Annotated in this window: 30 protein-coding genes; 16 read left to right on the plus strand and 14 right to left on the minus strand. The window is 60.2% G+C overall.

The features are described 5' to 3' along the window. Positions 1–54: 54 nt before the first annotated feature. The 4 genes from HJ583_RS07625 to HJ583_RS07640 form a co-directional block, all read right to left on the minus strand. Positions 55–4,287 (minus strand): EAL domain-containing protein, encoded by a 4,233-nt coding sequence (locus HJ583_RS07625; protein ID WP_170021391.1) that lies wholly within the window; start codon positions 4,285–4,287, stop codon positions 55–57. 263 nt (positions 4,288–4,550) lie between these two features. Further along, positions 4,551–5,099: a flavodoxin gene (locus tag HJ583_RS07630; protein WP_170021392.1), complete on the minus strand. Its 549-nt coding sequence runs from the start codon at positions 5,097–5,099 to the stop codon at positions 4,551–4,553. Between the two features lie 45 nt (positions 5,100–5,144). Further along, positions 5,145–6,932 carry an ATP-binding protein gene (locus tag HJ583_RS07635; protein ID WP_235943780.1) on the minus strand — a complete coding sequence of 596 codons (1,788 nt, stop codon included), beginning with the start codon at positions 6,930–6,932 and terminating at the stop codon, positions 5,145–5,147. 8 nt (positions 6,933–6,940) lie between these two features. Next, positions 6,941–7,366, minus strand: coding sequence for a response regulator (locus HJ583_RS07640; protein WP_170021393.1), 426 nt, complete (start codon positions 7,364–7,366; stop codon positions 6,941–6,943). 277 nt (positions 7,367–7,643) lie between these two features. Here HJ583_RS07640 and HJ583_RS07645 point away from each other — a divergent pair, with 277 nt between their 5' ends. The 7 genes from HJ583_RS07645 to fdxB all read left to right on the plus strand — a co-directional run bounded on the left by HJ583_RS07645 (position 7,644) and on the right by fdxB (position 12,799). Next, positions 7,644–7,961: a hypothetical protein gene (locus HJ583_RS07645; protein WP_170021394.1), complete on the plus strand. Its 318-nt coding sequence runs from the start codon at positions 7,644–7,646 to the stop codon at positions 7,959–7,961. A gap of 266 nt (positions 7,962–8,227) precedes the next feature. Further along, entirely contained in the window at positions 8,228–9,628 is a 1,401-nt protein-coding gene (nifE, locus tag HJ583_RS07650) for a nitrogenase iron-molybdenum cofactor biosynthesis protein NifE (protein WP_170021395.1), read from the plus strand. A 225-nt stretch (positions 9,629–9,853) separates the two neighbouring features. Next, positions 9,854–11,314, plus strand: coding sequence for a nitrogenase iron-molybdenum cofactor biosynthesis protein NifN (nifN, locus tag HJ583_RS07655; protein WP_170021396.1), 1,461 nt, complete (start codon positions 9,854–9,856; stop codon positions 11,312–11,314). Further along, entirely contained in the window at positions 11,311–11,712 is a 402-nt protein-coding gene (gene nifX / locus HJ583_RS07660; protein ID WP_170021397.1) for a nitrogen fixation protein NifX, read from the plus strand. The genes nifN and nifX overlap by 4 nt, the downstream gene beginning before the upstream one ends. Before the next feature lie 2 nt (positions 11,713–11,714). After that, positions 11,715–12,191 carry a NifX-associated nitrogen fixation protein gene (locus tag HJ583_RS07665; RefSeq protein WP_101943665.1) on the plus strand — a complete coding sequence of 159 codons (477 nt, stop codon included), beginning with the start codon at positions 11,715–11,717 and terminating at the stop codon, positions 12,189–12,191. 44 nt (positions 12,192–12,235) lie between these two features. Further along, positions 12,236–12,433 (plus strand): CCE_0567 family metalloprotein, encoded by a 198-nt coding sequence (locus tag HJ583_RS07670; protein ID WP_170021398.1) that lies wholly within the window; start codon positions 12,236–12,238, stop codon positions 12,431–12,433. A gap of 57 nt (positions 12,434–12,490) precedes the next feature. Continuing rightward, positions 12,491–12,799, plus strand: a complete 309-nt coding sequence (gene fdxB / locus HJ583_RS07675; RefSeq protein WP_101943718.1) for a ferredoxin III, nif-specific — start codon at positions 12,491–12,493, stop codon at positions 12,797–12,799. A 36-nt stretch (positions 12,800–12,835) separates the two neighbouring features. Here the strand turns inward: fdxB and HJ583_RS07680 are convergent, their stop codons facing one another. The 8 genes from HJ583_RS07680 to nifV form a co-directional block, all read right to left on the minus strand. Continuing rightward, positions 12,836–13,468 carry a glutathione S-transferase gene (locus HJ583_RS07680; protein ID WP_170021399.1) on the minus strand — a complete coding sequence of 211 codons (633 nt, stop codon included), beginning with the start codon at positions 13,466–13,468 and terminating at the stop codon, positions 12,836–12,838. 301 nt (positions 13,469–13,769) lie between these two features. After that, a complete protein-coding gene (locus tag HJ583_RS07685) occupies positions 13,770–14,012 on the minus strand; it encodes an FmdB family zinc ribbon protein (protein ID WP_101943671.1) in 243 nt (80 codons plus the stop codon). An 11-nt stretch (positions 14,013–14,023) separates the two neighbouring features. Further along, positions 14,024–14,521, minus strand: coding sequence for a hypothetical protein (locus tag HJ583_RS07690; RefSeq protein WP_170021400.1), 498 nt, complete (start codon positions 14,519–14,521; stop codon positions 14,024–14,026). Then, complete coding sequence (locus HJ583_RS07695; RefSeq protein ID WP_101943675.1) at positions 14,518–14,841, minus strand: (2Fe-2S) ferredoxin domain-containing protein; 324 nt, start codon at positions 14,839–14,841, stop codon at positions 14,518–14,520. Before HJ583_RS07695 ends, HJ583_RS07690 begins: the two co-directional genes overlap by 4 nt. 19 nt (positions 14,842–14,860) lie before the next feature. Further along, positions 14,861–15,316 carry a hypothetical protein gene (locus HJ583_RS07700; RefSeq protein WP_170021401.1) on the minus strand — a complete coding sequence of 152 codons (456 nt, stop codon included), beginning with the start codon at positions 15,314–15,316 and terminating at the stop codon, positions 14,861–14,863. Positions 15,317–15,322: 6 nt separating this feature from the next. After that, complete coding sequence (gene nifW, locus HJ583_RS07705; protein WP_101943678.1) at positions 15,323–15,658, minus strand: nitrogenase stabilizing/protective protein NifW; 336 nt, start codon at positions 15,656–15,658, stop codon at positions 15,323–15,325. Continuing rightward, positions 15,651–16,466 carry a serine O-acetyltransferase gene (gene cysE / locus HJ583_RS07710; RefSeq protein ID WP_170021402.1) on the minus strand — a complete coding sequence of 272 codons (816 nt, stop codon included), beginning with the start codon at positions 16,464–16,466 and terminating at the stop codon, positions 15,651–15,653. The genes nifW and cysE overlap by 8 nt, the downstream gene beginning before the upstream one ends. Continuing rightward, positions 16,463–17,602, minus strand: a complete 1,140-nt coding sequence (gene nifV / locus HJ583_RS07715; RefSeq protein WP_170021403.1) for a homocitrate synthase — start codon at positions 17,600–17,602, stop codon at positions 16,463–16,465. The genes cysE and nifV overlap by 4 nt, the downstream gene beginning before the upstream one ends. A 327-nt stretch (positions 17,603–17,929) precedes the next feature. Between nifV and HJ583_RS07720 the strand changes: the two genes are divergently transcribed. Next, complete coding sequence (locus HJ583_RS07720; protein ID WP_170021404.1) at positions 17,930–18,466, plus strand: nitrogen fixation protein NifQ; 537 nt, start codon at positions 17,930–17,932, stop codon at positions 18,464–18,466. A gap of 14 nt (positions 18,467–18,480) precedes the next feature. On the opposite strand, the gene HJ583_RS07725 is transcribed toward HJ583_RS07720, so the two are convergent. Further along, positions 18,481–18,963, minus strand: coding sequence for a helix-turn-helix domain-containing protein (locus HJ583_RS07725; protein ID WP_170021405.1), 483 nt, complete (start codon positions 18,961–18,963; stop codon positions 18,481–18,483). 151 nt (positions 18,964–19,114) lie between these two features. Here HJ583_RS07725 and HJ583_RS07730 point away from each other — a divergent pair, with 151 nt between their 5' ends. The 7 genes from HJ583_RS07730 (at position 19,115) to HJ583_RS07760 (ending at position 23,913) form a co-directional block, all read left to right on the plus strand. Beyond that, entirely contained in the window at positions 19,115–19,414 is a 300-nt protein-coding gene (locus HJ583_RS07730; protein WP_170021406.1) for a hypothetical protein, read from the plus strand. A gap of 75 nt (positions 19,415–19,489) precedes the next feature. Continuing rightward, a complete protein-coding gene (locus HJ583_RS07735) occupies positions 19,490–20,440 on the plus strand; it encodes a rolling circle replication-associated protein (protein ID WP_170021407.1) in 951 nt (316 codons plus the stop codon). An 18-nt stretch (positions 20,441–20,458) separates the two neighbouring features. Continuing rightward, the gene (locus HJ583_RS07740; RefSeq protein WP_170021408.1) at positions 20,459–20,653 is read left to right on the plus strand and encodes a hypothetical protein; all 195 of its coding nucleotides are present in this window, start codon (positions 20,459–20,461) and stop codon (positions 20,651–20,653) included. 64 nt (positions 20,654–20,717) lie between these two features. Next, the gene (locus HJ583_RS07745; protein WP_170021409.1) at positions 20,718–20,924 is read left to right on the plus strand and encodes a major capsid protein; all 207 of its coding nucleotides are present in this window, start codon (positions 20,718–20,720) and stop codon (positions 20,922–20,924) included. Positions 20,925–21,338: 414 nt separating this feature from the next. Beyond that, positions 21,339–22,562, plus strand: a complete 1,224-nt coding sequence (locus HJ583_RS19320; protein WP_170021410.1) for a virulence factor TspB C-terminal domain-related protein — start codon at positions 21,339–21,341, stop codon at positions 22,560–22,562. After that, positions 22,562–22,870 carry a DUF2523 domain-containing protein gene (locus HJ583_RS07755; RefSeq protein ID WP_170021411.1) on the plus strand — a complete coding sequence of 103 codons (309 nt, stop codon included), beginning with the start codon at positions 22,562–22,564 and terminating at the stop codon, positions 22,868–22,870. The genes HJ583_RS19320 and HJ583_RS07755 overlap by 1 nt, the downstream gene beginning before the upstream one ends. Beyond that, on the plus strand, positions 22,867–23,913 hold the full coding sequence (locus HJ583_RS07760) for a zonular occludens toxin domain-containing protein (RefSeq protein ID WP_170021412.1): 1,047 nt from the start codon (positions 22,867–22,869) through the stop codon (positions 23,911–23,913). Before HJ583_RS07755 ends, HJ583_RS07760 begins: the two co-directional genes overlap by 4 nt. Before the next feature lie 1,131 nt (positions 23,914–25,044). Here the strand turns inward: HJ583_RS07760 and HJ583_RS07765 are convergent. Beyond that, entirely contained in the window at positions 25,045–25,761 is a 717-nt protein-coding gene (locus HJ583_RS07765) for a 5'-methylthioadenosine/adenosylhomocysteine nucleosidase (RefSeq protein WP_170021413.1), read from the minus strand. A 239-nt stretch (positions 25,762–26,000) separates the two neighbouring features. Here HJ583_RS07765 and HJ583_RS07770 point away from each other — a divergent pair, with 239 nt between their 5' ends. After that, a complete protein-coding gene (locus tag HJ583_RS07770; protein ID WP_170021414.1) occupies positions 26,001–26,759 on the plus strand; it encodes an SDR family oxidoreductase in 759 nt (252 codons plus the stop codon). Positions 26,760–26,919: the final 160 nt, after the last annotated feature.

Consider the following 26,919-nt stretch of genomic DNA (forward strand, 5'->3'; position numbering starts at 1 on the left):
TCGCCAGCTGCGGGGGGCGTATTTGCGACCTGGAAAACGCGCGGCCCCCGATGCTTACTCTGGGGGCTCCTTGCGCAAGGGCTTGCCCTCCTGATAGAGCGCGGCAAAGGCAGTGGCGGGGAGCGGGCGGGCGAAGTAGTAGCCCTGGATTTCGTCACAGCCTTGGGCGCGCAGACACTCCAGTTGCGCCTGAGTTTCGACCCCCTCGCCGACCACCTTGAGCCCCAGGCGGTGCGCCAGATCGATGATGGCGGCAGCGATCACGGCGGCACCTTGATCGCTGCTGATGTCGCGGACGAAGGACTGATCGATCTTGAGGGCATCGATCGGGAAGCGCTGCAGGTAGCCGAAGCTGGAGTAACCTGTGCCGAAGTCGTCCAGTGACAGGCGTACGCCCAGCTGTTTGAGGGTCTGAAGCACTTCGATGGTGTGTTGCGGGTCATCCATCAGCATGCTCTCGGTGAGCTCCAGCTCCAGACTGCCGGCGTCTAGGCGATGCCGCACCAGCGCTTCCTCCACCACCGCCGGCAGGTTGCCGGCGTGAAACTGGCGTGCCGAAACATTCAGTGCGAGGCGGCACTCCGTCATGCCTTCATCATGCCAGGCACGCAGCTGGCGGCAGCTCTCGTCGATCACCCAGGCGCCGATCGGCACGATCAGGCCGGTGGCCTCGGCGAGCGGGATGAACTCGCCCGGCGACACCAGGCTGCCGTCAGCCTGGCGCCAGCGGATCAGGGCTTCGGCACCGCAGATGCAGCCGCTGTGCAGCTCAGCCTTGGCCTGGTAATGCAGTACGAATTCCTGCCGCTCGATGGCCTTGCGTAGTGCGGCATCAAGTTCCAGTTTCTGCAGGGCTTCGGCGTTCATTGCAGCTGCGTAGAAGCAGAAGCGATTGCGCCCCTGGGCCTTGGCCTGATGCAGGGCGGTGTCGGCGTTGCGTAATAGCTCATTGGCATCCATGCCGTCATCGGGATGGATGCTGATGCCGATGCTTGCGCCGATGTAGAGCTCGGCGCTGTCTGGCAGGTTGAAGGGCGCCGCGAGGGCGGCGAGAATCGCGTGCGCCACTTCGGCGGCAGCTTCCGGGCCGCCGATGGACTCCAGAATCAGCATGAATTCGTCGCTCCCCAGGCGCCCCAGGGTATCTTCGCGCCGCACCCGCTGGCGCAGGCGCGCGCCCACCTCGACCAGTACCTGATCGCCGGCCTTGTGCCCGAGACTGTCGTTGACCGTCTGAAAGCGATCCAGATTCACGAACAGCACTGCCACGCGGCGGCGCGAACGTGCGGCCTGGCTGAGCGAATGCTCCAGGCGAGACTGCAGCAGCAGGCGATTGGGCAGATCGGTCAGCGGGTCATAGTGGGCAAGATGGGCCAGTTGCTCCTCGCTGCGGCGTTGCTGGCTGATGTCCGTCATCAGAGCCACGTAGCGGCTGGCCTGGTGATTTTCGTCGAGCACCGGCGAGATGGTCATGCGGCACAGATAGATTTCGCCACTCTTGTGACGGTTCCAGATTTCGCCCTGCCATTGCCCCGTGCGCCGCAGGCTGGCCCACAGGCCCTGAAAGAATTCCGGCCCGTGCCGGTCTGAGCGCAGGATGCGGGGGTTATGACCCAGTACCTCGGCTTCGGCATAACCGGTGATGTCGGTGAAGGCCTGATTCACTGCCAAGATTTCGCCGCTCAGACCTGCAATGATCACGGCCTCGCGCGCACTTTCAAAGACGGTCGCGGCCTGGCGCAGGCGCTCGTCGGCCTGGCGGCTGTCGGTCACGTCGTGGGCTATGCCCACATAGCGGCCCACCGGGCCGTGCCGCGTGACGACCGGACGGCTGCTCTCATGCACCCAGCGGCGGCTGCCGTCAGGGCGCACAACCCGATACTCCAGCTCGAAGGGGCGCCCCGCGTCCATGGCTTGCTGTTTGATCTGGCCGACCCGTTCGCGATCGGCCTCGTCGATCGCCTGCAGTTTGGCGAGCGGGTTTTCGTAGAGCGCCTTGCGCGGGCGTTGCCAGATGCTTTCATAGGCGGGACTGACATAGACGTAGCGTAGCGGCGAGGATTCGATCAACCAGATCACCTCGGGAATCGTTGCGGCAATCAGGCGGAAGCGCTCCTCGCTCTCCTGCAAGGCCTGTTCGGCAGCCTTGCGCGGGCTGATGTCTTCGACCACCGAAATGAAGTACTCGGCCGCGCCGTCTTCGTTGCGTACCAGTGCCACCGTCAGCTTGATCCATACGATCTGCCCGCTCTTGGTGATGTAGCGTTTCTCCAACTCATAGCTGCCCAGCTCGCCGCTGAGCACCTGGCCGACCAGTCCGATATCCAGATCCAGATCGTCCGGGTGAGTAATGTCCTGGAAGGTGAGCTTGAGCAGCTCGGCGTAGCTGTAGCCGACGATTTCGCACAGCTTGCGATTGACCCGCAGCCAGCGCCCGTCCGGCGCCACATGAGCGATGCCGACGGCGGCTTGCTCGAAGGTCGCCCGGAAGCGTTCTTCCAGGCTCAGCAATTGGCGTCCGACCCGGCGGCGCTCCTTGAGCAGGCCGGCGATACGCGCCTGCAGATCGTCTACGGTGAAAGGCTTCTGGATGTAATCCTGCACACCGTGACGCAAGAGCTTGGCACGCAGTGCGTCGTCGGCCTTGGCCGTGAGCATGATGATCGGCGTGTCGTCGAGATCAGGATGCTGGCGGATGATGTCGACCAGCCGGTCACCGCTCATGCCGGGCATCATCACATCCGAGAGGATCAACGCGGGCAACAGGTCTAGTGCCAGTTGCAAGCCTGTGTTGCCGTCAAAGGCATTCGCCACCTGATAACGCCCGGCCAGCGCCGAGCTGATGAAGGCGTTCATGTCCGGGTTGTCTTCGATCACCAGGATCAGCGGCGCATCGGCTTGCCCGCTCGCCAGCTCGGATGGCTGGCGCGGGGGGCGGGCTTCCTCGACCAGCAGAGCGCTGTTGCTGGCCTCGTTGGCGGCCAAGCGGGCAATCATCACGCTGCCCGGCGGCGCCCGATCCGGCAGGCGCACCAAGAAGGCCGCTCCGCCCTCGGGCGCTCTCGTCACGGTGACGGAGCCATGCTGCAGGGCGACGAATTCCCGCACGATGGACAAGCCCAGCCCGGTGCCGCCGACCCGCCGCTCGGCACTGTCTTCAAGCTGACGGAACCGCTCGAAGACGGTTTCACGCATGTCCTCCGGAATGCCGGGGCCGCTGTCGCGGATTTCCAGCACGACTTCGTCTGCAGCCTGATGCAGGCTGATCCGGATGATGCCGCCATCGGGCACGAACTTGAAGGCGTTCGAGAGCAGGTTCAGCAGAATCCGCTCACATTTCTGCACGTCGGCCTGTATTTTCAGCTGTGGCGGACAATCCAGCTCGTACAGGATCTTGCGGTCGGCGGCGAGCGTATCGAAATTGGACGCAAACACCCGCAGCAGGCCAGCCAGATCAAACTCGGCGTAATGCAGGCTCATGTGGCCGGCATCGAGCTTGGCGAGATCCAGCAGGTTATCGACCTGGCGGTGCAGCAGCCGCGCATTGCGTTGTACCACCTGCAGGCTGCGCCGCTCCACATCGTTCAGGCGTGAGGATTCGAGCAGGCTCACCAGTGGGCCCAGAATCAGGGTCAGTGGGGTGCGCAGTTCGTGGCTGACATTGGCGAAGAAGCGGGTCTTCAGTTCATCGAGTTCGCGGGTCTTGTGATACAGGCGGTCCAACTCCTCGTTGGCGCTCTTGAGTTGTGCGCTGGCCTCGGCCACTTCGCGAGCACGCGCGAAGACCTCGGTTTCCATGCGTAGCGCCTGCTGGCGCAAGGTGTCGTTGAGACGACTCTCCTCGATTCCCTGTTGCTTGAGACGCACGAACTCAGTGACATCCTCGACGCGATGGATGATGTAGGCGAGCTGACCGTCATCGCCGAGTACCGGGCTATTGAGCGGGCTCCAGTAGCGCGCCTCGAAACCGCCACCTTCCTCTACCGGCTTGCGGATGTCGTATTTCTGCACCGGCATCGCGTCGGCCTGGCCGGTCTGCAGTACGCGCAGCAAAGAAACGCGCAGATTCCTGACTCCCTCTGCCTCGGGATCATCCGGGTTATCCGGAAACACTTCGAACATGCCCTTGCCGAGAATGTCCTCGCGACGGGTCATGGTGGCCGTGGCGTAGGCCTGATTGACGGCCACGATCCGCAGCTCTGGATCGAGCACAAGGTACAAGCCCGGCGCCGCATCGAAGAGGCGCTGATATTCGGGCAAAGGAATGGTTGGCCTCGCGGACGGCACTTCTCGTCACTCCACAGAGTCAGGACAGAGCAGACTTGCGCACGTGCGGAAGAAGCTTCGCCAAGTATCAGAAGCTCATCGGCAAGTTTCGCTCAAGCCTTAGTTTTTTTGATTCATTAAAGTTAGTTCGGCAGGACTGCCTGTCTGCAAAGGCAGCCCCCTTGGGCAAGGCGAAGCCATAACCAGGCAGGAATCCTGGCGTACAAAGAAAAGGGGCAAGGCGCGCGCCTTGCCCCTTGAGGCCGATCGAAGAGGTGACCTGCTCAGGCTGCTACGGTCAGCCCGAACTCCGGAGCGATCAGTGCCAGCCAGCCATCAAGGCGCTCGGTGTTGAGGTCCGGCTGGGTGTCGTTGTCGAGTGCGAGGCCGACGAACTTGTCGTCGATCACCGATTGCGAAACGCTGAAGCTGTAGCCCTCTGTCGGCCAGTAACCCACCATCTTGGCGCCCGCATCCTGGAAAAAATCGTGCAACAGGATCAGGCCATCGACGAACTCGTGGCCGTAGGTTTCCTGATCGCCGAGACCGAACAAGGCGATGGTCTTGCCGGCGAAACTCACGCCCTGGAGCTTGTCCAGCGCCTCGGCCCAGCTTTCTTCATCGCACTCGGCTTCGATGCCGGGCAGCAGGCCATCGCCCAGGGTCGGCGTGCCGAGGATCAGGTAGTCATAGGCAAGCAGGCTCTCGGCGCTGGCCTTGTTGATGTTGACCGGGTCGGCCATGGTGTCGTCGTCGAAGCGTTTCTTGATCTGCTTGGCGATCTTGCGGGTGCTGCCGCTGTTGGTGCCGAAGAAGATGCCGATGCGTGCCATGATTTTTTCCTTTGTCGGGTGTTGAGGTTGAGTGGGGAGACGGCTTCAGCCGGGAAGCAGCTGGATATCCATGCCGCGAAAGATCGCGCAGCGTGAGAAAACTTCGGTACTCGGGGCAAGCTGCTTGTGGCGACAGAATTTCGCCGCGAGTTTGGCGAGGCCCTTGATATCGCGCCCGGTCGCGCTCGGGAACTGGTCGGTCAGCTGATCGAGCATCGCGTCATCGAGCGCCAGGCCAAACTGGCCTGACATCACCTGCCAGATGCGGCGGCGGGCCAGCGCATCGGGCGGGGCGTACTTGATCAGCGCGATGCAGCGCGAAATGATCGCCTCGTCGATATCGTCCATGCGATTGGTGGTGAGAAAGAGCAGGCCGTTGAAGTACTCCAGCACGCGCAAGAAAACGCCCACCACCGCGTTGGCGGTCATGTCGTTATCGCGCCGCTTGATATACACGTCCGCTTCATCGATCAGCACCACCGCCCCCCAGCGCTGAGCGCGGGTGAGTACATCCTTGAGGGCGTTTTCCATGGTGGATACGCTGAGCCCGAGCTGGCCCGAGTGCACGCGGTAGAGCGGGCGGCCGATGATCTCGGAATAGACCTCGGCGGTAAGCGTCTTACCCACACCGGCCGGGCCGGCACACAACACCGTGGTGCCGCCGGACTTGCCGGCCACGATATCGTCCATCAGCACATCCATCTCGGCGGTGAGCAGGTCGATCAGCTCGGTCTGCTCGCCCGGCAGCACCAGCTTTTCCTTGAGCTCGGGCTGGTAGGCGTAGGGCTGGATATCAGCCACGTGCACCCACAGGTAGTGATGCAACTCGAGGTGGAACATCAGGATGTAGGGATGGATCGGCAATTGCGAGAACAGATCCGGCGGCAGGGCTGCGCGCTCGCGTTCGGTTTCGTCACCCGCCTCGTACTTATCGCTGCGCGCCGCGCGCCGCAAGTAAGGGCCGAGGATGTCGCCGGGCGCATCCAGCGTCAGGGTGCGCGTGGTGATGATGCCTTCATCATTGACGAGGCGAGCCTGGCCGCCGCTGCTGGAGAGCACCACAACATCCTTGCGCGCCCAGTCGGTATCGCGGCGGGCGGCATTCGGGTCGTCGGCATAGAAGCCGGTGCCCTGGCCGGAGAACTGCTCGCCATAGCGCCCACGCCAGTCGTAGTAGGTGTTGACGGTGCGGTCGTACTGCTCGATCAGCCCCGGCGTCTCCTTGATGAAGCCCTTGCTGGCGAAGATCTCGGCCACCGTTTTTCCGGCTACGTCACTGGCGTAGAGACGGATGGTCTGGATGCTGACCGTGCCCTTGGCATTGGCCTTGATTTCGATCATCACCTTGGCAATGTCTTCATTGCTCTGCGGCGTGTAATCCAGGCGCGTGATCACATAGGGCAGGGCGTGCCGGCTCAGTGAAATAGCAAACAGCCAGCCACGAATCGCGTTCTTCGCGATGTAGCGAGCGATTGCCGGAACGGCCGATTCAAGGGCGCCATCCTCAAGGCGAGGGCCGTCGTCGGCCAGCGTATCGCGCAAGGTGGATAAGCGCAGGGCGTGCTCGCGCGTCGCAGCACCGCCCTGGGCGTAGAGCTCAGCCAAATCATCCAGTGCCTCGCTGGAGAGCTGGCCCAGTCCGATCTCGACGCGCTCGGCGAGGCGCAGCTGGTCTTTCAGCGAGGCGAGCGGCGGGAAGCGAGCGATCAGGATCTCGGCGTACTTGCGCTCGATGGTGATCTTCACGGACGAAGCCTTGTCGACCGGCGGCAAGGGAGCCTTGCTGGTGCGCGGCAGGGGTGTTTCGAGCATGGCTGAACAGGAGGATGACATCGGGAACCTCAGCGCACGACAACCGGAATTTCGAGCGCCGTGCGCCGGCCAAGCTGGGCATCCACCTTGCGGCGCACGTTCTCCAGCTTGAGCGGACGCAGCAGGGTGCTGGCGGCGCCAAGCGCCAGGGCTTCCTTCACCAGGGCATCGTCGGAATCGAAACACACCACCAGAATGCGTAGCTGCGGCAAGGCTTCACGCAACTGACTGATCACGGCAGCGCCTTCCTGCTCAAGCAGTGCTGCCCCCACGATGGCCAGCTCCGGTGGCCAACTCCTGGCCTTGACGAGCGCCTCTGCGCTACTGGCGAAAACATGGGTTTCCATCTCGTCAGCCAGCATGAATTGCAGGCCGGCACTGACGACATCGTCACTATCGATGACGAACACACGCCGGTTTTCAACCGCACGCTGGGTATCTACGCCGATCTGCATGGGGAACCTCGCAAAGCCTGGTCGAAAGAAAGTCTTCAGGCCTGCTCAGCAAACTTCGTTCCTGCCCGCCAAACGCGGACCAAGTGCGGATCAGGGCGGGTTTGACTGTCCGCTTTGTCGCGCGTGCTGTCCGGAATGTCCGGGCGGCTGTCGATTTCGAAGCCCCGGCCGGGTGCCTTGCGCGCAGCGCTACTTGCTGCAGCAAGCGGAACTGTGAAGCGGCACGCAAGCTGCTAAGTCAGCTCACCCAACCCCGTCTTATTGCCAGGAGAAGAACATGACCGGCACATTGATCCGCATCACCTCGGATGGCCGCCGCATCGAAGTCATCGACGGTGCCGTCTGCCTTGACGGCCGTGTGGAAACACGCGAACTGGTGGCTCTGATCGAACACCCGAATTGCCAGGCCATCCTGCGCGTGCTGCCACGCGCCACGCACATGGCCGGGCGGCTCGCGCTGACCATGGAGGAGGCCAACCAGGTACAGGACCTGCTGGCTGAATCGCGGCGCGAGCTGGATCTCTCGCCCGCCGCGCTTCACCGGCGCATGCAGGACGTGATGATGCACCGGGCCAAGATGGAAGGCGTCGAATAGGTAAGGCCCGAAAAAATGCCGCTTGCGGCGTTGCTACCGCCTTGCCCGCGCCACTTTTAGGACCTTGCTGTGCTGGCTGTTGCGTCTGATGAAGCAGTCTGCCAATCCGGACAAAACGGAACACGACAAAGCATTCAAAGCGCGCAGCAACTGCTGGTCATGACAGCGGCCGAAATCCGGAAAAGTCCGCCCAGCGGGCCTTGCAAGCGAATGGCATCAATCCTGCTGAAAGCAGTTCAGCCAGCAGGCGCAAAGAGAGGTGCAGCATGGATGCGCGAGTGTCAGCCAAGATTCAGGACGTGTTCGAAGAACCGGCCTGCGAGCACAACCAGAACAAGTCCGCCAAGGAAAAGAAGAAGGGCTGCACCAAGCAGCTCTCGCCCGGCGCGGCCGCGGGGGGCTGTGCTTTTGACGGTGCCAAGATTGCCTTGCAGCCCATCGTAGATGTAGCGCACCTGGTGCACGGCCCGATCGCCTGCGAAGGCAATTCCTGGGATAACCGCACATCGTTCTCGAGCGGCTCGAAGCTCTATCGCACCGGCTTTACGACCGACATCAACGAGCTGGACGTGATCTACGGTGGCGAGAAGCGCCTGTTCAAATCGGTGAAGGAAATCATCGAGAAATACGATCCGCCGGCCGTGTTCGTGTACCAGACCTGCGTCACCGCCCTGATCGGGGATGACATCGAGGCGGTGTGCAAGAAGGCCAGCGAGAAGTTCGGCAAGCCGGTGATTCCGGTGAACGCGCCGGGCTTCGTCGGCCCCAAGAACCTTGGTAACAAGCTCGGCGCAGAAGCGCTGCTCGATTACGTGATCGGCACCGAAGAGCCGGACTACACCACGCCCTACGACATCAACATCATCGGCGAGTACAACCTGTCCGGTGAGCTGTGGCAGATCAAGCCGCTCCTCGATGCCTTGGGCGTGCGCATCCTCTCGTGCATCTCGGGCGACGGGCGCTACAAGGAAGTGGCCTACAGCCATCGCGCCAAGGCCTCGATGATGGTGTGCTCGAAGTCGATGATCAACATCGCGCGCAAGATGGAAGAGCGCTACGACATCCCCTTCTTCGAGGGCTCGTTCTACGGCATCGGCGACATGAGCGAGACCCTGCGCGAGATCGCCCGCCTGCTGATCCAGAAGGGTGCACCGGAGGACTTGCGTGATCGCACCGAGGCCCTGATCGCCATCGAGGAGAAGCGTGCCTTCGAACGCATCGCCGCCTACCGGCCGCGCCTCGAAGGCAAGAAGGTGCTCTTGATCACAGGTGGCGTGAAGAGCTGGTCAGTGGTGGCCGCGCTGCAGGAGGCCGGGCTTGAAGTGGTGGGCACCAGCGTCAAGAAATCGACCAAGGAAGACAAGGAAAAGATCCTCGAGATCATGGGGCAGGACGCCCACATGATCGACGACATGACCCCGCGCGAGATGTACAAGATGCTCAAGGATGCGCAGGCGGACATCATGCTTTCAGGCGGGCGAAGCCAGTTCATCGCGCTGAAAGCGAAGATGCCCTGGCTGGACATCAATCAAGAGCGGCATCACGCCTATGCCGGGTATGAAGGCATGGTCGAGCTGGTGCAGGAAATCGACAAGGCGCTCTACAACCCGATCTGGGAACAGGTGCGCAAACCGGCTCCGTGGGAACTTGCCACGGCCAGCATCTGAGAAGCCGGCCATGAATGAGCCTGTCACCCTGCTCTTTGCTGCCTTGCTGCTTGCAGGCAGTGCCGGTCTGCCCGGCCTGCGCGTGATCGTGATGGAGAGAGAGGTGCTCGTCATCCGCCGCGCTGCGGGTTGGGTACAGCCGGGCGGGAGTCCGGTGGCGGAGATGGCCGCAGAGAGACGCCGAACTCCCGCTGTCGCGGGTCGCATGCAAAGGGGAGGGGCATCATGGCAAGCGTGAGCGAATCGAAGAAGGCCTGTACCGTCAATCCGCTCAAGATGAGCCAGCCTCTGGGCGCCTGCTTTGCTTTTATGGGCATGGACAACTGCATGCCCATGATGCACGGCTCGCAGGGCTGCACTTCCTTTGGCCTGGTGCTGCTGGTGCGCCATTTCAAGGAAGCCATTCCGCTGCAGACCACGGCCATGAACGAGGTCAGCACCATCCTTGGCGGCCTGGAGAATATCGAGCAGGCGGTGCTTAACATCAAGAAGCGCGCAAACCCCTCCTTCATCGCCATTGCCTCCACCGGGCTGACCGAAACCAAGGGCGATGATGTGGATGGCTATCTCAAGCTGATCCACCGCAAGCATGGTGAAACACTGGCAGGCACCCGGATCGTGTACGTTTCCACGCCCGATTACGTGGGCGCTTTCGAGGATGGCTGGGCGAAAGCCGTGACCTGTGTCGTTGATGCCTTTGCTGAACCCTGCGAGGCACGTGACCCGCAGCAGATCAACCTGCTGCCTGGTTGCCATCTCACCGCGGCAGATATCGACGAGCTGCGCGAGATCATCGCTTCCTTCGGCCTGAAGGCCATCGTGCTGCCGGACATCTCGGGCTCACTTGACGGCCACATCCCCGAAAACTTCACACCGACCACGCTGGGTGGCACCACGCTGGCGGAAATGCAGCGCATGGGCGCCTCGGTCGCCACGCTGGCCATTGGCAGCCACATGAGTGCGGCGGCCATGGCGCTGGAAGAGCGCAGCGGCGTGCCTTACCGCGTCTTCGAGCGACTCACCGGGCTTGGCGCGGTGGACGAGCTGATGGGCTACCTGAGCGAGCTCTCGGGCCAGCCGGTCGCCGCAAAATACCGTCGCCAGCGCGGCCAGCTGCAGGATGCAATGCTCGACGCGCATTTCTGGATCGGCAGCCGCAAGTTCGCCATCGGGGCTGAGCCGGACCTGCTCGCTGCGCTCACCTGGACGGCCTATGAAATGGGCGGTGAGGTACTGGCCGCGGTGACCACCACCCCGTCACCCGTCCTCGCTGGCCTGCCGTGTGCAGAAGTGCTGATCGGCGATCTGGAAGACCTCGAAACCCGCGCCAAGGCCAGCGGCTGCGAGATCTTGCTAACCCATTCGCATGGCCGCCAGGCTGCCGAGCGCCTTGCCATTCCACTGCTGCGCACCGGCCTGCCGATGTTCGATCGCCTAGGCGCCTCACATGTACTGATGGTGGGCTATCGCGGCACCCGCGAACTGATCACCCACTGGGCCAACAGCCTGCTGGAGGCCGAACATCAGGCCAAACCGGAAGACTGGCCGCTCAACGCCGAAAGCCTGGCTGCCGCCCGGGGCATGAGCCCACCAGCCAGCAGTTGTGGCAGTGGCGGCTGCGGCTGCGCCGCCAGCCCCTCCCACGAGCAATCCGAGACTCACCTTTCACAGGAGCTCCAGCCATGAAAGTCGCCTTTGCAACGCAAGACAAACAGCGTGTGGACGCCCACTTCGGCTGGGCCAAGCACATCGCCATCTACGAAGTCGGTAAGGAGGGCTCGAGCTACATCGAGACCTTCGATTTCGGCGGCAAGCTCGACGAGGATGGCGATGAAGACAAGCTCGCGCCCAAGCTCGAAGCCATCCATGACGTAGCGATTGTGTACGTGGCTGCCATCGGCGGCTCGGCCGCTGCCCGCGTGGTGGCCAGCAAGATCCATCCGATCAAGGTGAGCCAGCCGGAACCGATCATGGACATTCTCGAAAAGCTGCAGGATGTGCTCAAGGGCACACCGCCCCCGTGGTTGCGCAAGGTCATGACCAAGGACCAGACGCGCGAGTTCGATTTTGAAGACGAGGCCTGAAAATGACTGAAATTCTGGATAGCACTGCCGAAGATGCGGCCGCCCTGGCAACACCCTACCTGATCCAGCTCGCCAAGCAGTTCCGCGCGCAGGACACCCACGGCGTATGGGATGGCAAGAGCGACGCAACCTTGCTCGAGCCCTTCATCCTGACCGCCGAAGCGCGTCGCGCACTGCCCATCATGGGCGACCCGGACCCGGAAACCCTCTGGCGCGTGGAGCAGTTCTTCAGCGCCGTGGGCCTGTGCATCGAGCGCCGCACCAAGGCCATGGTCACTCCGATGATGAAGATGTCGCACGAAGGCTTTGGCCGTCAGGTGCTCATCGCTGGGCGTCTGGTGGTAGTGAACAAGCAGTTGCGCGATGTGCATCGCTTCGGTTTTCCCTCACTCGCCAAGCTGGCTGAAGCCGGCACCAAGCATGTCGAGGATGGGGTGGCGATGATCGAAAAATTCCGTGAAGTGGCGGACTGGGGCTGAGCGCCGCGTCCATCACTCTGTATACCGAAACCAAGGAGATAGCCATGGATGACCTGGATACGCTCAAGGCCCGGGTAAAGAAGCTCAACGCTCAAGCCACCCAGGCCAAGATGGATCTGCACGACCTCTCGGAAGACCTTCCCACCAACTGGGAGAAGATCCTTGTAGTGGCGCAGATCGCTTACGACGCCCATCAATCGCTGATCGCCGCGCGCCAGGCGCTGGCCAGCGCCACCGCCTGAACCCGGAGTACGCAGCGCGCCGGCTATGAGTTGTTCGCGCTGCGTCTGGAGCCTGACATGAGTACCTATTCGATCACCTTGCCCAGCGGCGCGGTATGGACCCCGCACTTCGTCGCCGAACTCGATCAGAACAAATGCATTGGTTGTGCACGCTGTGTGAAGGTGTGCGCCAACAATGTGCTGGCGCTGGCCGGCATGACTGAAGACGGCGATATCGTGCTGGTCGATCCGGAGAATGAGGACGACGACGATGAGTTCGAGCGCAAGGTCATGACCATCGCCACTCAGGCCAATTGCATAGGCTGCCAGGCCTGTTCCAAGGTCTGTCCGAAGAAGTGCTACACGCACGCCCCGGCTGAAGTCTGAGCGGTGGCGCAAGTGGCCGCCTGCGGCCGCCAGCCCTCACTCCGCCTGATGAAAAGTGCCATCACCGTGTGGCGCCGCCTTGAAGGCCGGCAGGGCTTCGGCAGCAGCCGAGAAAGCCACGAGCTGCGGATAGTGCTCGGCGGGCAGTAGCCCGGGCAGCATTTGCTGGCTGAAATGCCAGGCCACGGCCAGCGTCACGCCTGCCTGGCTCAGGCCCTCGCCGGAAGCGAGCGGCTGGCGTGCCAGCTCGGCCTCGAGCAGCCCATAGGCGGTGCGCATTTGCCCGCTCACGCGTTCGAGCCAGGGCTCGTAGAGCTTCTCCGGCGGACGCAATTCGCGTTCATACACGATCTGCACACTCTTCTCGCATGCAGCCAGCGCCAGGCCGATCAAGTGCAGCTCGCGTTGCAGGGCTTTCAGCTCACTGGGCATCAGGCTGCGCGGCCGCGCCAAGGCCTCGGCATACGCCAGGATCAGGGTCGAATCCATCAGCAGTTCGCCGTCGTCACACACCAGCGTAGGCGCCTTGACCACCGGATTGATCTGGTGGAAATCCTCGAAAGTGCGGAAGACCGAGAGGGACCGGTGCTCAAAGTGCAAGCCGAGCAACTGTAGTGAGATCGCAACGCGCCGGACATAGGGCGAATCGAGCATGCCGATGAGCTTCATGGCGTCTCCTGAGAGCTGATGAGTGCAAGAGTCGCAATCCTAGCCTGGATGCAGCACGGTGTGCCTGTGTCGCACAGGAGCGACCCAGTCCCCCACGTAGGTGCGGCTTCAGCCGCATCCACCCAATCTGAGAATCAGGCTCCGCCGGCTAAAGCCGGCCCTACAAGCCCTTGCGGTGCCGGCCGGGTGCTCCTCGTAGGTGCGGCTTTAGCCGCATCCGCCCAATCTGAGAGTCAGGCCCCGCTGGCTGAAGCCGGCCCTACAAACCCAATGCAATACCGGCCAGCCCCCGTGTGCGCTGCTACTTCAGCAGGCTGGCCCGCTCGCTTGCCGAGCAGTTGCTGAAGTGGCCTTCCTTGTTGGCCTGGGCACGCTGGCGTGCAAGAAAGCCCTTGATCTTGCCCGGTGCGCTGGGCAGGGACAGCAGCTTGCTGAGTTGGCTGCTGCCACATTTCGGACAAGCCGGGGCGCAGGCATCACTGGCGCGCACCATGAGTTCGCTGGTGGCGTCACAGGCTTCGCAGTGAAAGTCGTAGAGCGGCATGACAAGCTCCTTCAGGTGGGAGGACGGGTGGTGTTTGAGCCCTCGAGCAAGGCGGCGATGACTTCGCCGCCCAGCCCGTGGCCGGGATCAAGCTCAGCGAGCTTGGCGATCAATTCGCGTGAGGCTTCGTGGCGGCTTGATCGCAGATAGATGAAGGCCAGCGCCTTGAGGCTGAATAGCCAGAAGCGGGCAGGGCCGGTGGCAGCAAAATCGGCATCGCTGACCACCACCTCACGCCAGTCCTTCGCCAGTCCGGCCTGGGCACCGGCAGTTGCAATCCCTTTCAGGGCGGCCTGCTCAGCCTGCGGATACTGGCGCAGGCGGGCGTGAAACTTGTAGAGCAGGTAATACACCGGCAGGCATTCCGGCGAGCAGATCTGCGCGGTCCATAACAGGGACTCCATCTGGCGCGGCGGCGCGTTACGCGCCTCGTCGAGCAGGCGTCGAACCTGCGGCGGCACTTCGCCGCCGAAGAATTCGTCGGAGGATGAGCCGGTGAAGAGATTCACCAGATCTCTCCCGGGGTGCGCAGGCGTGCCACCGGGATGCCACCAAGCAAATGCGAATCAAATATTTCGCTGACGTCCGCCGGAGTTACCTGGCTGTACATCACGCCTTCCGGATAGACCAGTACATTCGTGCCGCGATCACAGGGGCCGAGGCAGCCAGAGTAAGTGATGGCAACCTTGTCCCAGCAGTTGCGGTTCTGCAGTTCGCCCCAGAAAGCTTGCAGCACATCGCTGCCGCCCTTGTGCTGGCAGGCACCGCGCGGGTGGCCGGCAGGGCGGTTCTGGGAACATACGAAAACATGGCGGGCAGGTTTGCTCATGGTGACTTCTCTCTGTTGTTCAAGTGGTCAAACGATTGATCCAGTGTTCCATCGCGCCAATGTGGGCGCTGTGTTCGCGCTCGAAGCCTGCAGCGCGCTGGCGCAGCCTCGCATCCTCGGCCATCACCGCAATGCTGGCGTAGTAGGCGTGGCTGCGCCGCACCAGGCTCAGTGCGCAGGCCATCGCGCAGTGCACGCCTAGCAGCGCGGCATGGCCACTGCGTGGCTGGCGGCCGGGCAGACTCAGCAGGCACTCACTGATCGGCCGCACTTCCAGTGTGGCGTGGCGGCGCTCAGCCCCCTCGGCAAGCGCATCGGCGATATCCAGATGCGCGCTTTCCACCACACTCAGGAAGAAGGCCTCCAGCTCCTCGTCACCAGCCGCCAGCGCTACATCCGCCAGGCGCTTGCAATGCCTGGCCGTTTCCTCTTCCAGCAGGATCATGTTGGCGAGGAAACGGGCATGCTCGCTCATGAGCACTCACGCCGCGGAGGGCAGGGTGGCGCGCAGGCTGTCGAGGGTGACGCTTTGCTTGCCGTCGCTGTCCTGGAACACCTTGAAAACCTTTTCCTGGGCCGGTGTGGAGTTCACGAAATCCTCATAGGCTTGGACCAGCAGGGCACGGTAGCGGGCATACAGAGCACCTTCGCCCAGCCCACCGGAGATCTCGGTATCACGCCGAAGGTACTGGTAGAAGCGCTTGAGAATGTGCAGGCGACTCACATTCACAACGCTCTGCTCGTACGGTACCGAGAAGAAGTCCAGGAAGTCTTCGGCCGAAGAAAGGCTGGCCAGCCTTTGGGTGAGTTCATCCATTTTTTGCTCCTTGTTTTGGCTCTTTCGGGCCGCTATCGAATTCAGGTTGGGAACAGCTGTCGTCACAGGCGCGACAGGCCGCTTGTTCGGGCAGAGGATCGCCCTTGAGGCGCTGCACTTCACGCTCCAGATCAGCAATGCGTTCGAGCAGACAGCTGATGGCCTTGCCGACCGGGTCAGGAATCTGGTGGTGATCAAGATCGATGCCGATCCCGCCCGGCATCACACGGCGCTGCTCCTTGGGCAACACGGCACGACCCGGAATACCGACCACCGTTACCCCGGGCTTTACGTCGTCAATCACCACCGAGTTGGCCGCAACCCGCACGCGATCTCCCACGCTGATGGCTCCCAGAATCTTGGCGCCCGCACCGACCACCACACCGTTACCGAGCGTGGGGTGGCGTTTGCCGGCGCGCCAGGTCGTGCCGCCGAGGGTGACCCCGTGATAGAGCGTGACGTCTTCACCAACTTCGGCGGTTTCGCCAATCACCACTCCCGCGCCGTGATCGATGAAGAAACGCCGGCCGAGGGTAGCGCCGGGATGGATATCGATATTGGTCAGGAACCGGCTCAGGAAGGACAGCAGTCGGGGCAGGTAACGCCAGCCCCGGCGCCACAGCACATGTGCAAAACGATGCAATACGAGGGCCTGGATGCCGGGATAGATGGTGAGCAATTCAAGCGTGCTGCGCGCAGCCGGATCTCGCTGGAACACGCAGGCCACATCTTCTCGCAGCATCGCCAGGAGGCCCGGCAGCGGGGCAGGGGGAGCAAGCTGGCGAAGGAGTTCGGCTTCAGCCTTCATCCTGCTTCTCCAGCGGGCAATGCAGTTTCAAGATAGAAGCGGGTGAGCTCATCCGAACCGGGCTCGCGCTTGGTCGCCATAGCGAAATCACGGATGCGCTCAATGATCTGTGCCATCTGCCGCGGTGTGGGACTCAGCCCCAGGCGCCCGCAAGCCATCTGCACGGCATGCGAGCCGGAATGTTTGCCCAATACGAGCTGATGCACGCGCCCCAGCTCATCCGGGTCAAAGCCTTGATAGTTGCGCTGATCCTTCAGCAAGCCATCCACATGAATGCCGGATTCATGCGTAAACACCGCTTCGCCAACGATGCTCTTGTTCGCTGCGACGGGACGCCGTGAAGCCCGTGCCACCAGGCGTGAGATATCCAGCAGGGCATGCGTATCCACGCCGAGATCGGCGCCGTGGGTATGGCGCATGGCCATCACCACCTCTTCCAGCGGCGCATTGCCGGCACGCTCCCCCAGGCCATTCACCGTGGTGTTGGCATGGGTAGCGCCGGCGCGAAAAGCGGCTAGGGTATTGGCTGTAGCGAGCCCCAGATCATCATGGGCGTGAATCTCGATTTCGATATCTACGGCCGGGCGCAGACGGCTGATCACTTCGAAAGTGGCAAAGGGATCCAGGATGCCCAGGGTGTCCGCAAAGCGGATCCGGCGTGCGCCGGCCGCTTGAGCCACCTCAGCGACCCGGCACAGGAATGCCGGATCGGCCCGGGAAGCGTCCTCCATACCGACGCTGACCTCCATGCCAGCCTCAAGGGCCAAGGTCACCACGGGCTGGATCTGCGCCAGCACCCATTCCCGGTCGCGGCGCAACTTGGCGTCGATGTGAATATCCGAAACCGGAATTGAGAGGTGTGCAATGTCTGCATGGCAGCGCTTGGCCGCCTCTACATCGGCCGCCACCATGCGCCCCCACACCATCGTGCGGGCAGATAGGCCCAGCATGGCGATGGCATTGATCGCTTCGATCTCTGAAGCGCCCATGGCCGGAATACCGATCTCGAGCTCAGCCACCCCGGCAGCTGCCAAGGCAGCTGCGATGCTGCACTTTTCCTCGACGGTAAAGGCAACTCCGGCGGTCTGTTCGCCGTCGCGCAGAGTGGTGTCATTGATCGTAAAAGCGGTTTGCATGGCGTAACGCTCCTCTCGGAACGAGCTCAGCAATTACCGTGCCGAATTGGTTTTCTATTTTATTTCATGCAGATAGAGAGGATCTCGTCGCAATCCGTTTCGCTATCCACCTGACCTAGCTGTGAGCAATGTGCACTTTGTCGTGTCCATCTTGGCGTCTTCGGCGTCGGCATAGCTGGCATGCGGCGCTAAAAAAGGGCGAGGAAAACCGCGAAATGCCCATGTTTGCGAGCTTCCGGTGAGGGCCCGGCGCATCCACGTCAGAGCATCTCCTGGTGGCTTCAAACTGGCCTGTTCCTTGCGAAGAAAAATGCGGAGGACCGAACCATGAATGCACCTGAGTTGATTGCGCCCGAACTTGCCTTGCTGGAGCCGCTCGACGCACTGGATCTGCTGGTCATTCGCTGTGGCTTGGCTGAGTCCCGGCGCATTGGAGCGCAACCGCTGATTCGCGGCCTTGGTCCAACATCCTTCGAAGGCTTGCGTGCGCTGTGTGCACCTGAGCAGGATTTAGAGAACGGTGCTGCAGCGGATCGCTTCGACGAATTCGAAGATCTGTTTGAGCTCCTCCTTGATCACGCCGCGCCGCTGGACCAGATGGGAATCTGGCTTGCGGCCACCATTGCCACAGCGGCCCAGCGTGACAATCATCTGTGGCAGGACATGGGCCTGCCGTCACGCCGCGAACTCAACGCTGTCCTGCGTCAGCGTTTCCCGACCCTCGCCACACTGAACGTTGGCGACATGAAGTGGAAGAAATTCTTCTACCGCCAGCTTTGCGGGCGGGCAGGTGTACCAATCTGCAAATCGCCCAATTGCGCCGATTGCATCGATCATGCGATCTGCTTCGGCCCTGAAGAGTAAGGCTTGCCAGTGCATCAACAGATGAGGGGCCAACGCCTTTCTCTAGCTTGGCTTTTTCTACCCCGCAACTTTACATAATAAAAACTGGCTGAGTGGTTACTGCTAGGCGTGGTGCGGCTTTCGGTGGGGTAGGTGTCAAAAGTTTTGGCTTCTGACCTTGGGCTATACCCTGCCATCATCGCCACTGCAAACAGGCTCAAAACCCATGTTGCGGCCACGCCTGTGGCGGTCGCTGAGTATTTTGCAATCCTCTCCCAGTAGGTGCGAGCTTCCGACGTCTTCGCTCGGTGGGCTGCTGCTTCTGCCATCAGTTCAATTTCTGGCTTTCCGATCAGTCGGGCAAGTGCAATGGCTTGCTCGTCGTCTGGTGCGGTCTTCCCGTTCCTCCACGCCGATACGCTTGCCCTTGATAGGCCTAGCTTTGCCGCTAGTTCTGAGTCGTTTTTTACGGCCCCCATCTCTATGGCTTCGTCCATGTACATGTAGATCGGTTTCATCGTTCCTTCTCCTTTCTTGATCTGATCTAAGTGTAAGTCGTTCGCTTACGCTTGACAAAAGAGTTAGTCGGCTTCTAACATTCGATTACGTTGTCAGTTGGCAACTAACAAGCCCGCTAACGCGAGGCGCTACTTACCGAAAGGGTTTGAAATGTCCAACGTCTATCGCTTGCAAGTGTTCGCCTCTGAAATCAAGGCCTCCCAGAAGGATGCCTCCCGCAAGTATCAAGTTCTGCAATGCGGCCTGCATGCCGAAACTTTCGTGGTCGGTGAAATCCGCGTCTATGGCGATCTGGCTAAGGAACCCATCCAGCCCGGCGACTACTTCGCTGAATTCAATTGGGGCAAGGGCTTCGGCGATAACGCCGGCCAGTTGATTCCTCGTCTGGTGGGTTTGAATCCTGCCCCGCGCGGTGCCGCTTCGAAGCCTGCTCAAGCCCCTGCTGCCTAATAAAGTAAAAGCCCGGAACCTTTGGCGAGGTATCCGGGCTTTCTATTCCACACAAGTCTGATTTGCGGGGAACTGATGACAAACCTAGCTGTTGCTGAACACTTTGTCAATGATGACGAAAGCATTCCCTTCGAACTGCCCGAAAGAAACTATTTTATGAAGATCCGAACCTTTCAAAACGGAACCTTGGAGGGCTGTGTTCAAGCCGTCCGGCCCATGGCAATGGATGCCATGAAGGATCGTTTTGAAAGCTCCGGCACTCATGCCCCCGGCTTCGGCGCAAAGCCTCTCACTGATGAGGAGGAGGCCGAAAAGAGGGAACGTAATCACAAGCGCGCAGTGCGTCGCGCCAAGCAATCCGCCCGTTGGCTCGTCAAGCAAATTTCAGCCGATCGGCTGCTGACGCTGACCTACCGGGAAAACATGCAGGACCGGGAAAGGCTCTACGACGACTTCAAGCGCTTCGTTCGCCTTCTCCGGAAAGAACTCAAGGGCCGTCCGTGGCCTTATGTGGCGGTCCCTGAGTTGCAAGACCGGGGCGCGTTCCACATCCATCTGGCCGTTAAGGGGTGGCAACCCTATAGCGTGATTCGTCGCTGCTGGTATCAGGCCCTTGGGGGCAGGGGTGACGAAAAAGGCGCTGAGACCCCGGGTCAAGTTGATGTGACTTCCCCCAGGGCAAAACAGGGCATGGGTGGGGCAGGGCGTCAATGGGATAGCAGCAGGCTCAGCGGCTATATCGTCAAGTACATGGAAAAGACTTTCGACGATCTGACCGACGCTGAAAAGAAACGCTATTGGCATAGCGCGGATGCCAAAAAGCCGACCGTGCATCGCGTCTGGCTTGGCGCTGTTGATGTCATTGAAGCATGTCCGGAAGCAATCGGTGTTTTGCAGACCTTCTACGGCCTCGTAGGTGCGCAGTTCGACATGTGGCTAAGCCCGGATGGAACCACGTTTTGGGTGTCTGGCAAAAACACTGTGCAAATTGATGTTGAGCATGACGGCGAAGAACCGCCTTTTTAACTTTTTGAGGGCTGCTTAATGTCTTCTTTTGTTTCTGGTTACGTCTCTGGTCTCGACTTCTTTCTCGGCGTTCTCGGGATGGGGCTGGCTTTTGTCACCGTCTTGATTTCTGTTGTTTTCGGCTTCTGGCTTGGCGCCTATGTATTTGGGATTTTTCGCTATCGCTGCGAATACGGCTCTTGGGCTTTCAGCGTTTCCGAAATTTTCGATTGATTTTCCCGTCACGCCAGTGATTGCCCTAGCTGGCGCGGCTTAAACCTTGGGCTCGGAGTTTCAAATGTTCAAAAATCGCATCAATGCTATCCGTTCCGTGGTTGCCGTCGGCGCTCTGACCATCGCTGGCGCTGCCTCCGCTGCTGTGCCTGCTGAGGTCAAGACCGCTGTGAGCGATATGAAGACCGACACCCTCGAGATTGCTGCGGCCTTCCTGATCGTCGGCATCTTGGTTGCCTCTTACATGTACATGAAGAAGGGCGCCAAGTAATGGACGGGCTGCGCGTGGATGGGCGCTGTATGTCTCCTGAGGATGCTCTAAGCAAGCACTTCAGCGCCCAGCCTCGTGCAGCCGCCTTGCTGCCTTCTGGTGACACTTTGGAGACCTCGTATGTTCCCTGTACCGCTCTCGACTCTCAGTCTATGTGGTGTCGTCGTGTCGAGCATTTTGATACTGCTGGTGGCCTTATTGCCGCCACCACTCAAGCTGCGCAAGCGCCTGCGTTCTCTTCGTGCGACCCGCTTGAAGGCTTCTGGGATGGTCAAGCCATCGGTTGGGGCTTCGCGTCGGCCTTGATCTGTGTGGCCTGCTACCGAATGATGGGGGAGGCCGCTAAATGAGTTTTTACGATCCCGGATTTTGGGTGTCATTTGTGCCCCTGGTCGTCTTCGCCCTGATTGTTTCGTGGCCAAGATCATGAAGTATTTACTTATTTTTATTGTCCTGTTTTTTTCCAGTGCATCTTTTGCTTTGCCTCTTGGCTATTCTACAAACGGTAGTAGCTATATCTACTCATCTGGTGCCGAGGTTTGTAAGGCTATGGTTACATCAAGTACGCCTTACGCTGGGGCTTCTGTTTCTGACTTTAACCGATCAGAAAATCTGGCTGCTTCTTCTATTGGATCTGGTCAAGTTAAATGTTATTACGGTAAGTCTTTGGTTTGCTCTGATTGTTTTAATCTTTTCGCTTATTACGCGAAAGTTTGTAATGGTGTCGCTGCTAGCGCTCAACAAGTCGCGGCTGATTCGTGTTCTTCGTCTTCGTCCTCTGCTGCATCATCCGCGCCCGGTTGTGCTCCATTAAAAGGGACTGTTGCAAATAGCGGTCTATATTCCTGCGGCGGTTCTGCTGAAGCCTGTTATCAATCGTTTCCCCTTTTTGCATGTAATAACAATTGCGCCGCTACGTTCGGAGGTACCGCGTCCGGTTCGACCGGCTCTGTGCCGGCCAAGTACGGCATGCAAAATGGCCAACGCGTTTTTTATGCCTATGGCGCGTATTGGTATAACGGCGAGACATGCACGGGTGGTGCTGGTGTCGGTAATCCGATGGCTGCTGTACCGCCTGATACATGCGCCGCTGGACAAACTCTGACCAGCATCAATGGTTCGCCTAGGTGCGTTGGCTCGGCTTCCTCGTCTGCTTCCGGCTCTGCGTCTTCTGCTGATTCCTCTGCCGCGTCCTCCGGGTCTGCCACTTCAAGTGCCGCCACGTCCGGGGCTGCAACGTCTGGTGCTGCTACGTCTTCAGGAACTGTTCCTGGGACTGTTATTGGCGGTTCTGGTAGTAGCGCTACTTCTACTTCGGCTTCCGGCGCGGCGACATCTAAAACCGGGCAAGCCGAGTTGTGCTCTACAAACCCAAAAGCCGATGACTGCCAAAGCGCGGCCAAGTACACAAACATTAGCGATGTTGATTTGAAGACAGAAAAAGCCGGCGTTGCGAATCTCACGCCTATCTTTGTTTCCAGCGCCTCCGGTTGTCCTTCTGGTGGCTCACTTAATGTGTTGGGCGAGTCCGTCAATATCTTCTTGCCTGCCTGTGATTTTGTCGTTGCCTTGCGCCCGCTCATTCTCGCGCTAGCGTGGCTTTCTGCTGCGTACATCGTCTTTGGAGCTAAAACCTAATGGCCCTTCCAGCCCTTGGCGCCATCGCTGTTGGCGCGCTCGTCACATGGCTTGCGGATAACTTCGCTGGCCTCGTAAAACGCGCTCTGATCGCCGTCGGCATTGGTGCGGTGTCCTATGCCGCGTTGTCGTCACTCTCCGATGCTGTGACCGGCTATGTGGTCGGCTATTACGGGCAATTGCCCGCGAATATTGCTCAGTTGCTCGGCCTTGGTGGAATTCCTCAAGCAATCGGTATAGTCCTCTCTGCCTTCGTTGCCCGCGCAGCCATGATGGCCGCCTCTAAGTTGGAGTACATCGCAAAATGATCACGTTAATCACCGGTGTGCCCGGTACTGGCAAGACCTTGCATGTCGTCAAATGGCTGTCAGAACTTGAACAGGGCAAGCGCCCTGTTTTCGTACATGGCATTCGCGACTTGGTTGTGCCGCATGAAGTTGCGCCAGATGTCATGGGCTGGCCGGATTGGGCCCCAGATGGCGCGCTCATTGTTATTGACGAGTGCCAGCAGTTTTTCCGACCGCGTGCGTCGTCTGCTGCTGTCCCGCCTGCTGTGGCTCAGCTCGAAGTGCACCGCCATCGCGGTCTCGATTTCTGGCTGATCACCCAACATCCCAATTTGCTGGATGGCAACATTCGACGTTTGATTACTCGGCATGTGCACTTCCGTCGTACGTGGCGAGGTCGTGAGCAGCTAGAGTGGTCCGAGGTCGGGAATCCGGACCAGCCTCGTAGTCGTGAGCTTTCTGCTCGAAAGAAGGTTGCTCTTCCGAAAAAAGCTTTCGATCTCTACAAGTCTGCCGAGGTGCATACAAAGACCCCGCTTGCTGTTCCAAAGTACGTCTATGTTTTTGCGATCTTCTTGGTGCTCGCTGTGGGCGCGTTTTTTGTCGTTAAGCGGAATATCGATCCGGCATCGCATGGTGCATCTGCTGAATCAAAGACTGCCGCGCCTGTTGGTCAGTCTGCTGCCGGCTCAAACGGTGGTAGCAGGCCTTCGTCTGGTCCTGCTCCTATGACTGTTGAGGAGTACGCCGCTACGACTGTGCCGCGTATGGCTAACATGCCTCAGACTGCCCCCAGGTACGACCAGCTCACGCAAGCTAAGACTGCTCCCCGGCCTGCCGCGTGTGTCTATACCAAAACGAAGCCTTGCCGCTGCTATACGCAACAAGCCACGCCGTTTGCGATTGATCCGGACCTATGCAAAGAGATTGCCGACAAGGGCTATTTCGTCGATTGGGAATCTGACCGTGGTCAAGTGGTGAAAAGTGACGCGCCTATCGTTCAAGGTGCGCCGGCTGCGGGGCAGGGTGGTCATGACTGGAACGGTCAAAAGCGTGTCCTTTGAGTAGGGAAAAATAGGTACATGAAAAAGAACTGTTTTTGAAGATCGTTTTTTGGCGTGTATTGCTCGGCTTTCGGGGCGCATCTCTTCAGGTGTGCCCTGAGTGCTTTTAGGACTGGCAGAACTGCTGCAACGGTCTTGCGTGCGCGGATGGCGAAGTCAAAGCAAAGCTGCTTAGCGAGAAATTCCGCCTTTTGCATGTACGCTCTGTTCGCCATGGTTTTTGCCTTTCATCTGACCGGAGCCCCGAGTTGGAGCCCATCGTGTTTTTCACTTCCCGAATCCGGGCGGACCTCCCTTTAAGATCCGCCGTCTGCCCGTCGCCTTCGCCCGTAGCGCAACGGGCCGAAAAGTGAAGCAATGGTCTGCTCGATCTGTCGGATTAATCCGTCAGGCGGGCGGCCATTGCGTAACGTTCGGCTAGAGTGCAGCGGAGGCGAAGCGAACGGGCAGACCGTGATACGGGGCCGCTTGGATTCGGGCCTGTGGAATCGCTAGATTCCACCTGTATGCCGTAGCGCTTGCGCGTAGGCGGTGACTTCATCGCTCTTATGGCTATGCCAGTAGGATATTGCGTAGCGGATAGCCCCAACGGGTGAGCTTGCGAGCCCGGGCGGGCGGCCGCGAAGCGGTCCGGGCGGCGAAGCCGCCTAGATTTATAACTAGGACACATCAGAACCAACGCACCGTCTAGGACGTGCCCGGATATCATCACGGGCCCATGGAATCTAGAACCCCTCGGGCTGTCGTGCCTGGACACATGCAGCATTGGGCCTTCAGGCTCGTGCATCAAGAATTCAAACCCTACTGGCGTTTGCGCTCCGCGTACTGGCGTATCAGAGCCTCTAGGTGGCCTCGGCAAGCTCGCCGGTGGTATCGGGTAGCGAGGGCCGAAAAAAAGCGCCTTGCGGCGCTTGGAGTGGATCGGGAAGCCTTGCGGCTGTATTGCCTATATCTGGCACAACCTCGGAAGAGTGAGCGACTCTTGAAGTGTGCGCAGTACCTTGCGCAAGGTCGCCTTGATCTGTAGTGCCAACTTAACATAATAAAAATTATGCGCACTTTTGGTTGTTCTGCAAGTGTTGCGCAAATGACTGAAATACGCGCAACACTCCAGCGCCCCAAAGTCTGTCTTCAGGAGTTGCCTGCCACCGGAATAACGCTGATACCGGCCAGCACATGGCGCACGAAAGCCAGGCTGTTCTGACTGGCGCGAGGCAGGATCTCCTCGAAATTCGAGACCGCGTCCTCATCGGCCATGTCCGAGATCGTACGCACCACGAGATAAGGAACCCGGTTCAGCGAGCACACCAGCGCCACGGCTGCCCCCTCCATTTCCACCGCGTCACCAGCCAGCTCGCTGTGCAGATAAGCATGACTCTTCATCTCACGATGGGTGATGAACTGATCGCCAGTGCAGATACGCCCCAAATGCACCCGGCCTTCGACCGGCTGATAGCCCTGCCCCAAGGCCAACAAGGCCGGATCGGGGGTCAGGAAGCGGATGTCCGAAAACGGGATCTGACCGCGCGGTAGCCCCAGCACCACGCTTTCCAGATCGTGCTGCACCAAATCGCGGCCAATCACGGTGTCGCCAATCCGGATATCCAGCTTCAGGCTACCTGCCAGTCCAGTGAACAACAATGCCTGTGGCGCCACCTTGTCAATGAAGTGCTGGGTACGCATGGCAGCCATGGCCTTGCCCACTCCGGTCTTGCTGACCAGCACGCGATGCCCGTCGATCAGCCCGCGATGTTCCTCAATGCCTTGCCAGACAGAAGTGTCGCGCGCCTCCATCACCGACAGGAATTCGGCGATCTCGGTATCCATGGCCCCAAGAATGACGATCAAGATGTTCTCCCCAGTAAATCTGTTGCCGGCAAAGACGCTGACGATGCCGACTCCACTGCCCGTTAATACGCCAAGGCTATATCAGATGTCAGCAGCAAGGCTTGATCTGCATGAGGCATCAAGAATAAGTGTCATGAGTGCCTTGCTGAGGCCAAAATGATGCCTGCCATTCTGGTTTCTGTTTTGACAGCGCACTACCGCCCCCCTTCCATTGGACATTTAACTACAGGAGTATTCCGATGATCGTATTTGTCACTGGCGCCACCGCCGGTTTTGGTGCCGCGATTACCCGCCGTTATCTGCGCGAAGGCCACAAGGTGATTGCCGTCGGCCGCCGCGCCGAGCGCCTGCAAGCCCTGCAGGACGAGTTTCCTGGCCTGCCGCTGCATACCGCCGTGCTGGATGTCTGCGACAAGCAGGCGGTTCAGGAGGTCATCGCGAATCTGCCGGCCGATTTTGCGCAAGTCGACATCCTGGTCAATAACGCCGGCCTGGCGCTCGGCGTCAGCCCCGCCCACCAGGCTTCGCTGGATGACTGGGAGCGCATGATCGATACCAATGTGAAGGGGCTGATCTATGTCACCCATGCCCTATTGCCGGGCATGGTGGCACGGGGCCGCGGCCACATCGTCAATCTTGGTTCGGTGGCCGGCCACTACCCTTATCCGGGCGGCAACGTGTATGGCGGCACCAAAGCCTTCGTGCGGCAGTTCAGCCTGAACCTGCGTGCGGATCTGGCTGGCACAGGCGTGCGCGCCACCGACATCGCCCCCGGTCTGTGCGGTGGCACCGAATTCTCGACCGTGCGCTTTCATGGCGATCAGGCCAAAGCCGACGGCGTGTATGCCAATACGGACTTCCTCACCGCCGACGACATCGCCGAAACGGTTTACTGGAGCACCAGCCTGCCACGCCATGTGAATATTAACTTCATCGAGCTGATGCCCGGCAGCCAGGCCAGTGGGCCTTTCAACATCGTGCGTAATAAACAGGCCTGAACGCCTGCCAGGGATAGGGCTTAGCCGGCGCAAAGCCCTGCCTGAGCTCCTCTGCCGTAGCGCTGGCACCAGGGCATACGCAGGCGCTGCAGCAAGACGATCTACAGCGCACTCAATCTTGTTGCCGGCAGCGCTCAGTAGTGCCTGTCTTTATGCCCGC

It is taken from the genome of Uliginosibacterium aquaticum (assembly GCF_012972705.2).
Classification (GTDB): Bacteria; Pseudomonadota; Gammaproteobacteria; order Burkholderiales; family Rhodocyclaceae; genus Uliginosibacterium; species Uliginosibacterium aquaticum.

What these genes read in the sequence shown, in the direction of transcription:
- HJ583_RS07630 (WP_170021392.1), bottom strand. Translation starts at nt 5,099, where the DNA reads ATGGCACGCATCGGCATCTTCTTCGGCACCAACAGCGGCAGCACCCGC.
- HJ583_RS07635 (WP_235943780.1), bottom strand. Translation starts at nt 6,932, where the DNA reads ATGTCATCCTCCTGTTCAGCCATGCTCGAAACACCCCTGCCGCGCACC.
- HJ583_RS07640 (WP_170021393.1), bottom strand. Translation starts at nt 7,366, where the DNA reads ATGCAGATCGGCGTAGATACCCAGCGTGCGGTTGAAAACCGGCGTGTG.
- HJ583_RS07645 (WP_170021394.1), top strand. Translation starts at nt 7,644, where the DNA reads ATGACCGGCACATTGATCCGCATCACCTCGGATGGCCGCCGCATCGAA.
- nifE (WP_170021395.1), top strand. Translation starts at nt 8,228, where the DNA reads ATGGATGCGCGAGTGTCAGCCAAGATTCAGGACGTGTTCGAAGAACCG.
- nifN (WP_170021396.1), top strand. Translation starts at nt 9,854, where the DNA reads ATGGCAAGCGTGAGCGAATCGAAGAAGGCCTGTACCGTCAATCCGCTC.
- nifX (WP_170021397.1), top strand. Translation starts at nt 11,311, where the DNA reads ATGAAAGTCGCCTTTGCAACGCAAGACAAACAGCGTGTGGACGCCCAC.
- HJ583_RS07665 (WP_101943665.1), top strand. Translation starts at nt 11,715, where the DNA reads ATGACTGAAATTCTGGATAGCACTGCCGAAGATGCGGCCGCCCTGGCA.
- HJ583_RS07670 (WP_170021398.1), top strand. Translation starts at nt 12,236, where the DNA reads ATGGATGACCTGGATACGCTCAAGGCCCGGGTAAAGAAGCTCAACGCT.
- fdxB (WP_101943718.1), top strand. Translation starts at nt 12,491, where the DNA reads ATGAGTACCTATTCGATCACCTTGCCCAGCGGCGCGGTATGGACCCCG.
- HJ583_RS07680 (WP_170021399.1), bottom strand. Translation starts at nt 13,468, where the DNA reads ATGAAGCTCATCGGCATGCTCGATTCGCCCTATGTCCGGCGCGTTGCG.
- HJ583_RS07685 (WP_101943671.1), bottom strand. Translation starts at nt 14,012, where the DNA reads ATGCCGCTCTACGACTTTCACTGCGAAGCCTGTGACGCCACCAGCGAA.
- HJ583_RS07695 (WP_101943675.1), bottom strand. Translation starts at nt 14,841, where the DNA reads ATGAGCAAACCTGCCCGCCATGTTTTCGTATGTTCCCAGAACCGCCCT.
- HJ583_RS07700 (WP_170021401.1), bottom strand. Translation starts at nt 15,316, where the DNA reads ATGAGCGAGCATGCCCGTTTCCTCGCCAACATGATCCTGCTGGAAGAG.
- nifW (WP_101943678.1), bottom strand. Translation starts at nt 15,658, where the DNA reads ATGGATGAACTCACCCAAAGGCTGGCCAGCCTTTCTTCGGCCGAAGAC.
- cysE (WP_170021402.1), bottom strand. Translation starts at nt 16,466, where the DNA reads ATGAAGGCTGAAGCCGAACTCCTTCGCCAGCTTGCTCCCCCTGCCCCG.
- nifV (WP_170021403.1), bottom strand. Translation starts at nt 17,602, where the DNA reads ATGCAAACCGCTTTTACGATCAATGACACCACTCTGCGCGACGGCGAA.
- HJ583_RS07720 (WP_170021404.1), top strand. Translation starts at nt 17,930, where the DNA reads ATGAATGCACCTGAGTTGATTGCGCCCGAACTTGCCTTGCTGGAGCCG.
- HJ583_RS07725 (WP_170021405.1), bottom strand. Translation starts at nt 18,963, where the DNA reads ATGAAACCGATCTACATGTACATGGACGAAGCCATAGAGATGGGGGCC.
- HJ583_RS07730 (WP_170021406.1), top strand. Translation starts at nt 19,115, where the DNA reads ATGTCCAACGTCTATCGCTTGCAAGTGTTCGCCTCTGAAATCAAGGCC.
- HJ583_RS07735 (WP_170021407.1), top strand. Translation starts at nt 19,490, where the DNA reads ATGACAAACCTAGCTGTTGCTGAACACTTTGTCAATGATGACGAAAGC.
- HJ583_RS07740 (WP_170021408.1), top strand. Translation starts at nt 20,459, where the DNA reads ATGTCTTCTTTTGTTTCTGGTTACGTCTCTGGTCTCGACTTCTTTCTC.
- HJ583_RS07745 (WP_170021409.1), top strand. Translation starts at nt 20,718, where the DNA reads ATGTTCAAAAATCGCATCAATGCTATCCGTTCCGTGGTTGCCGTCGGC.
- HJ583_RS07755 (WP_170021411.1), top strand. Translation starts at nt 22,562, where the DNA reads ATGGCCCTTCCAGCCCTTGGCGCCATCGCTGTTGGCGCGCTCGTCACA.
- HJ583_RS07760 (WP_170021412.1), top strand. Translation starts at nt 22,867, where the DNA reads ATGATCACGTTAATCACCGGTGTGCCCGGTACTGGCAAGACCTTGCAT.
- HJ583_RS07770 (WP_170021414.1), top strand. Translation starts at nt 26,001, where the DNA reads ATGATCGTATTTGTCACTGGCGCCACCGCCGGTTTTGGTGCCGCGATT.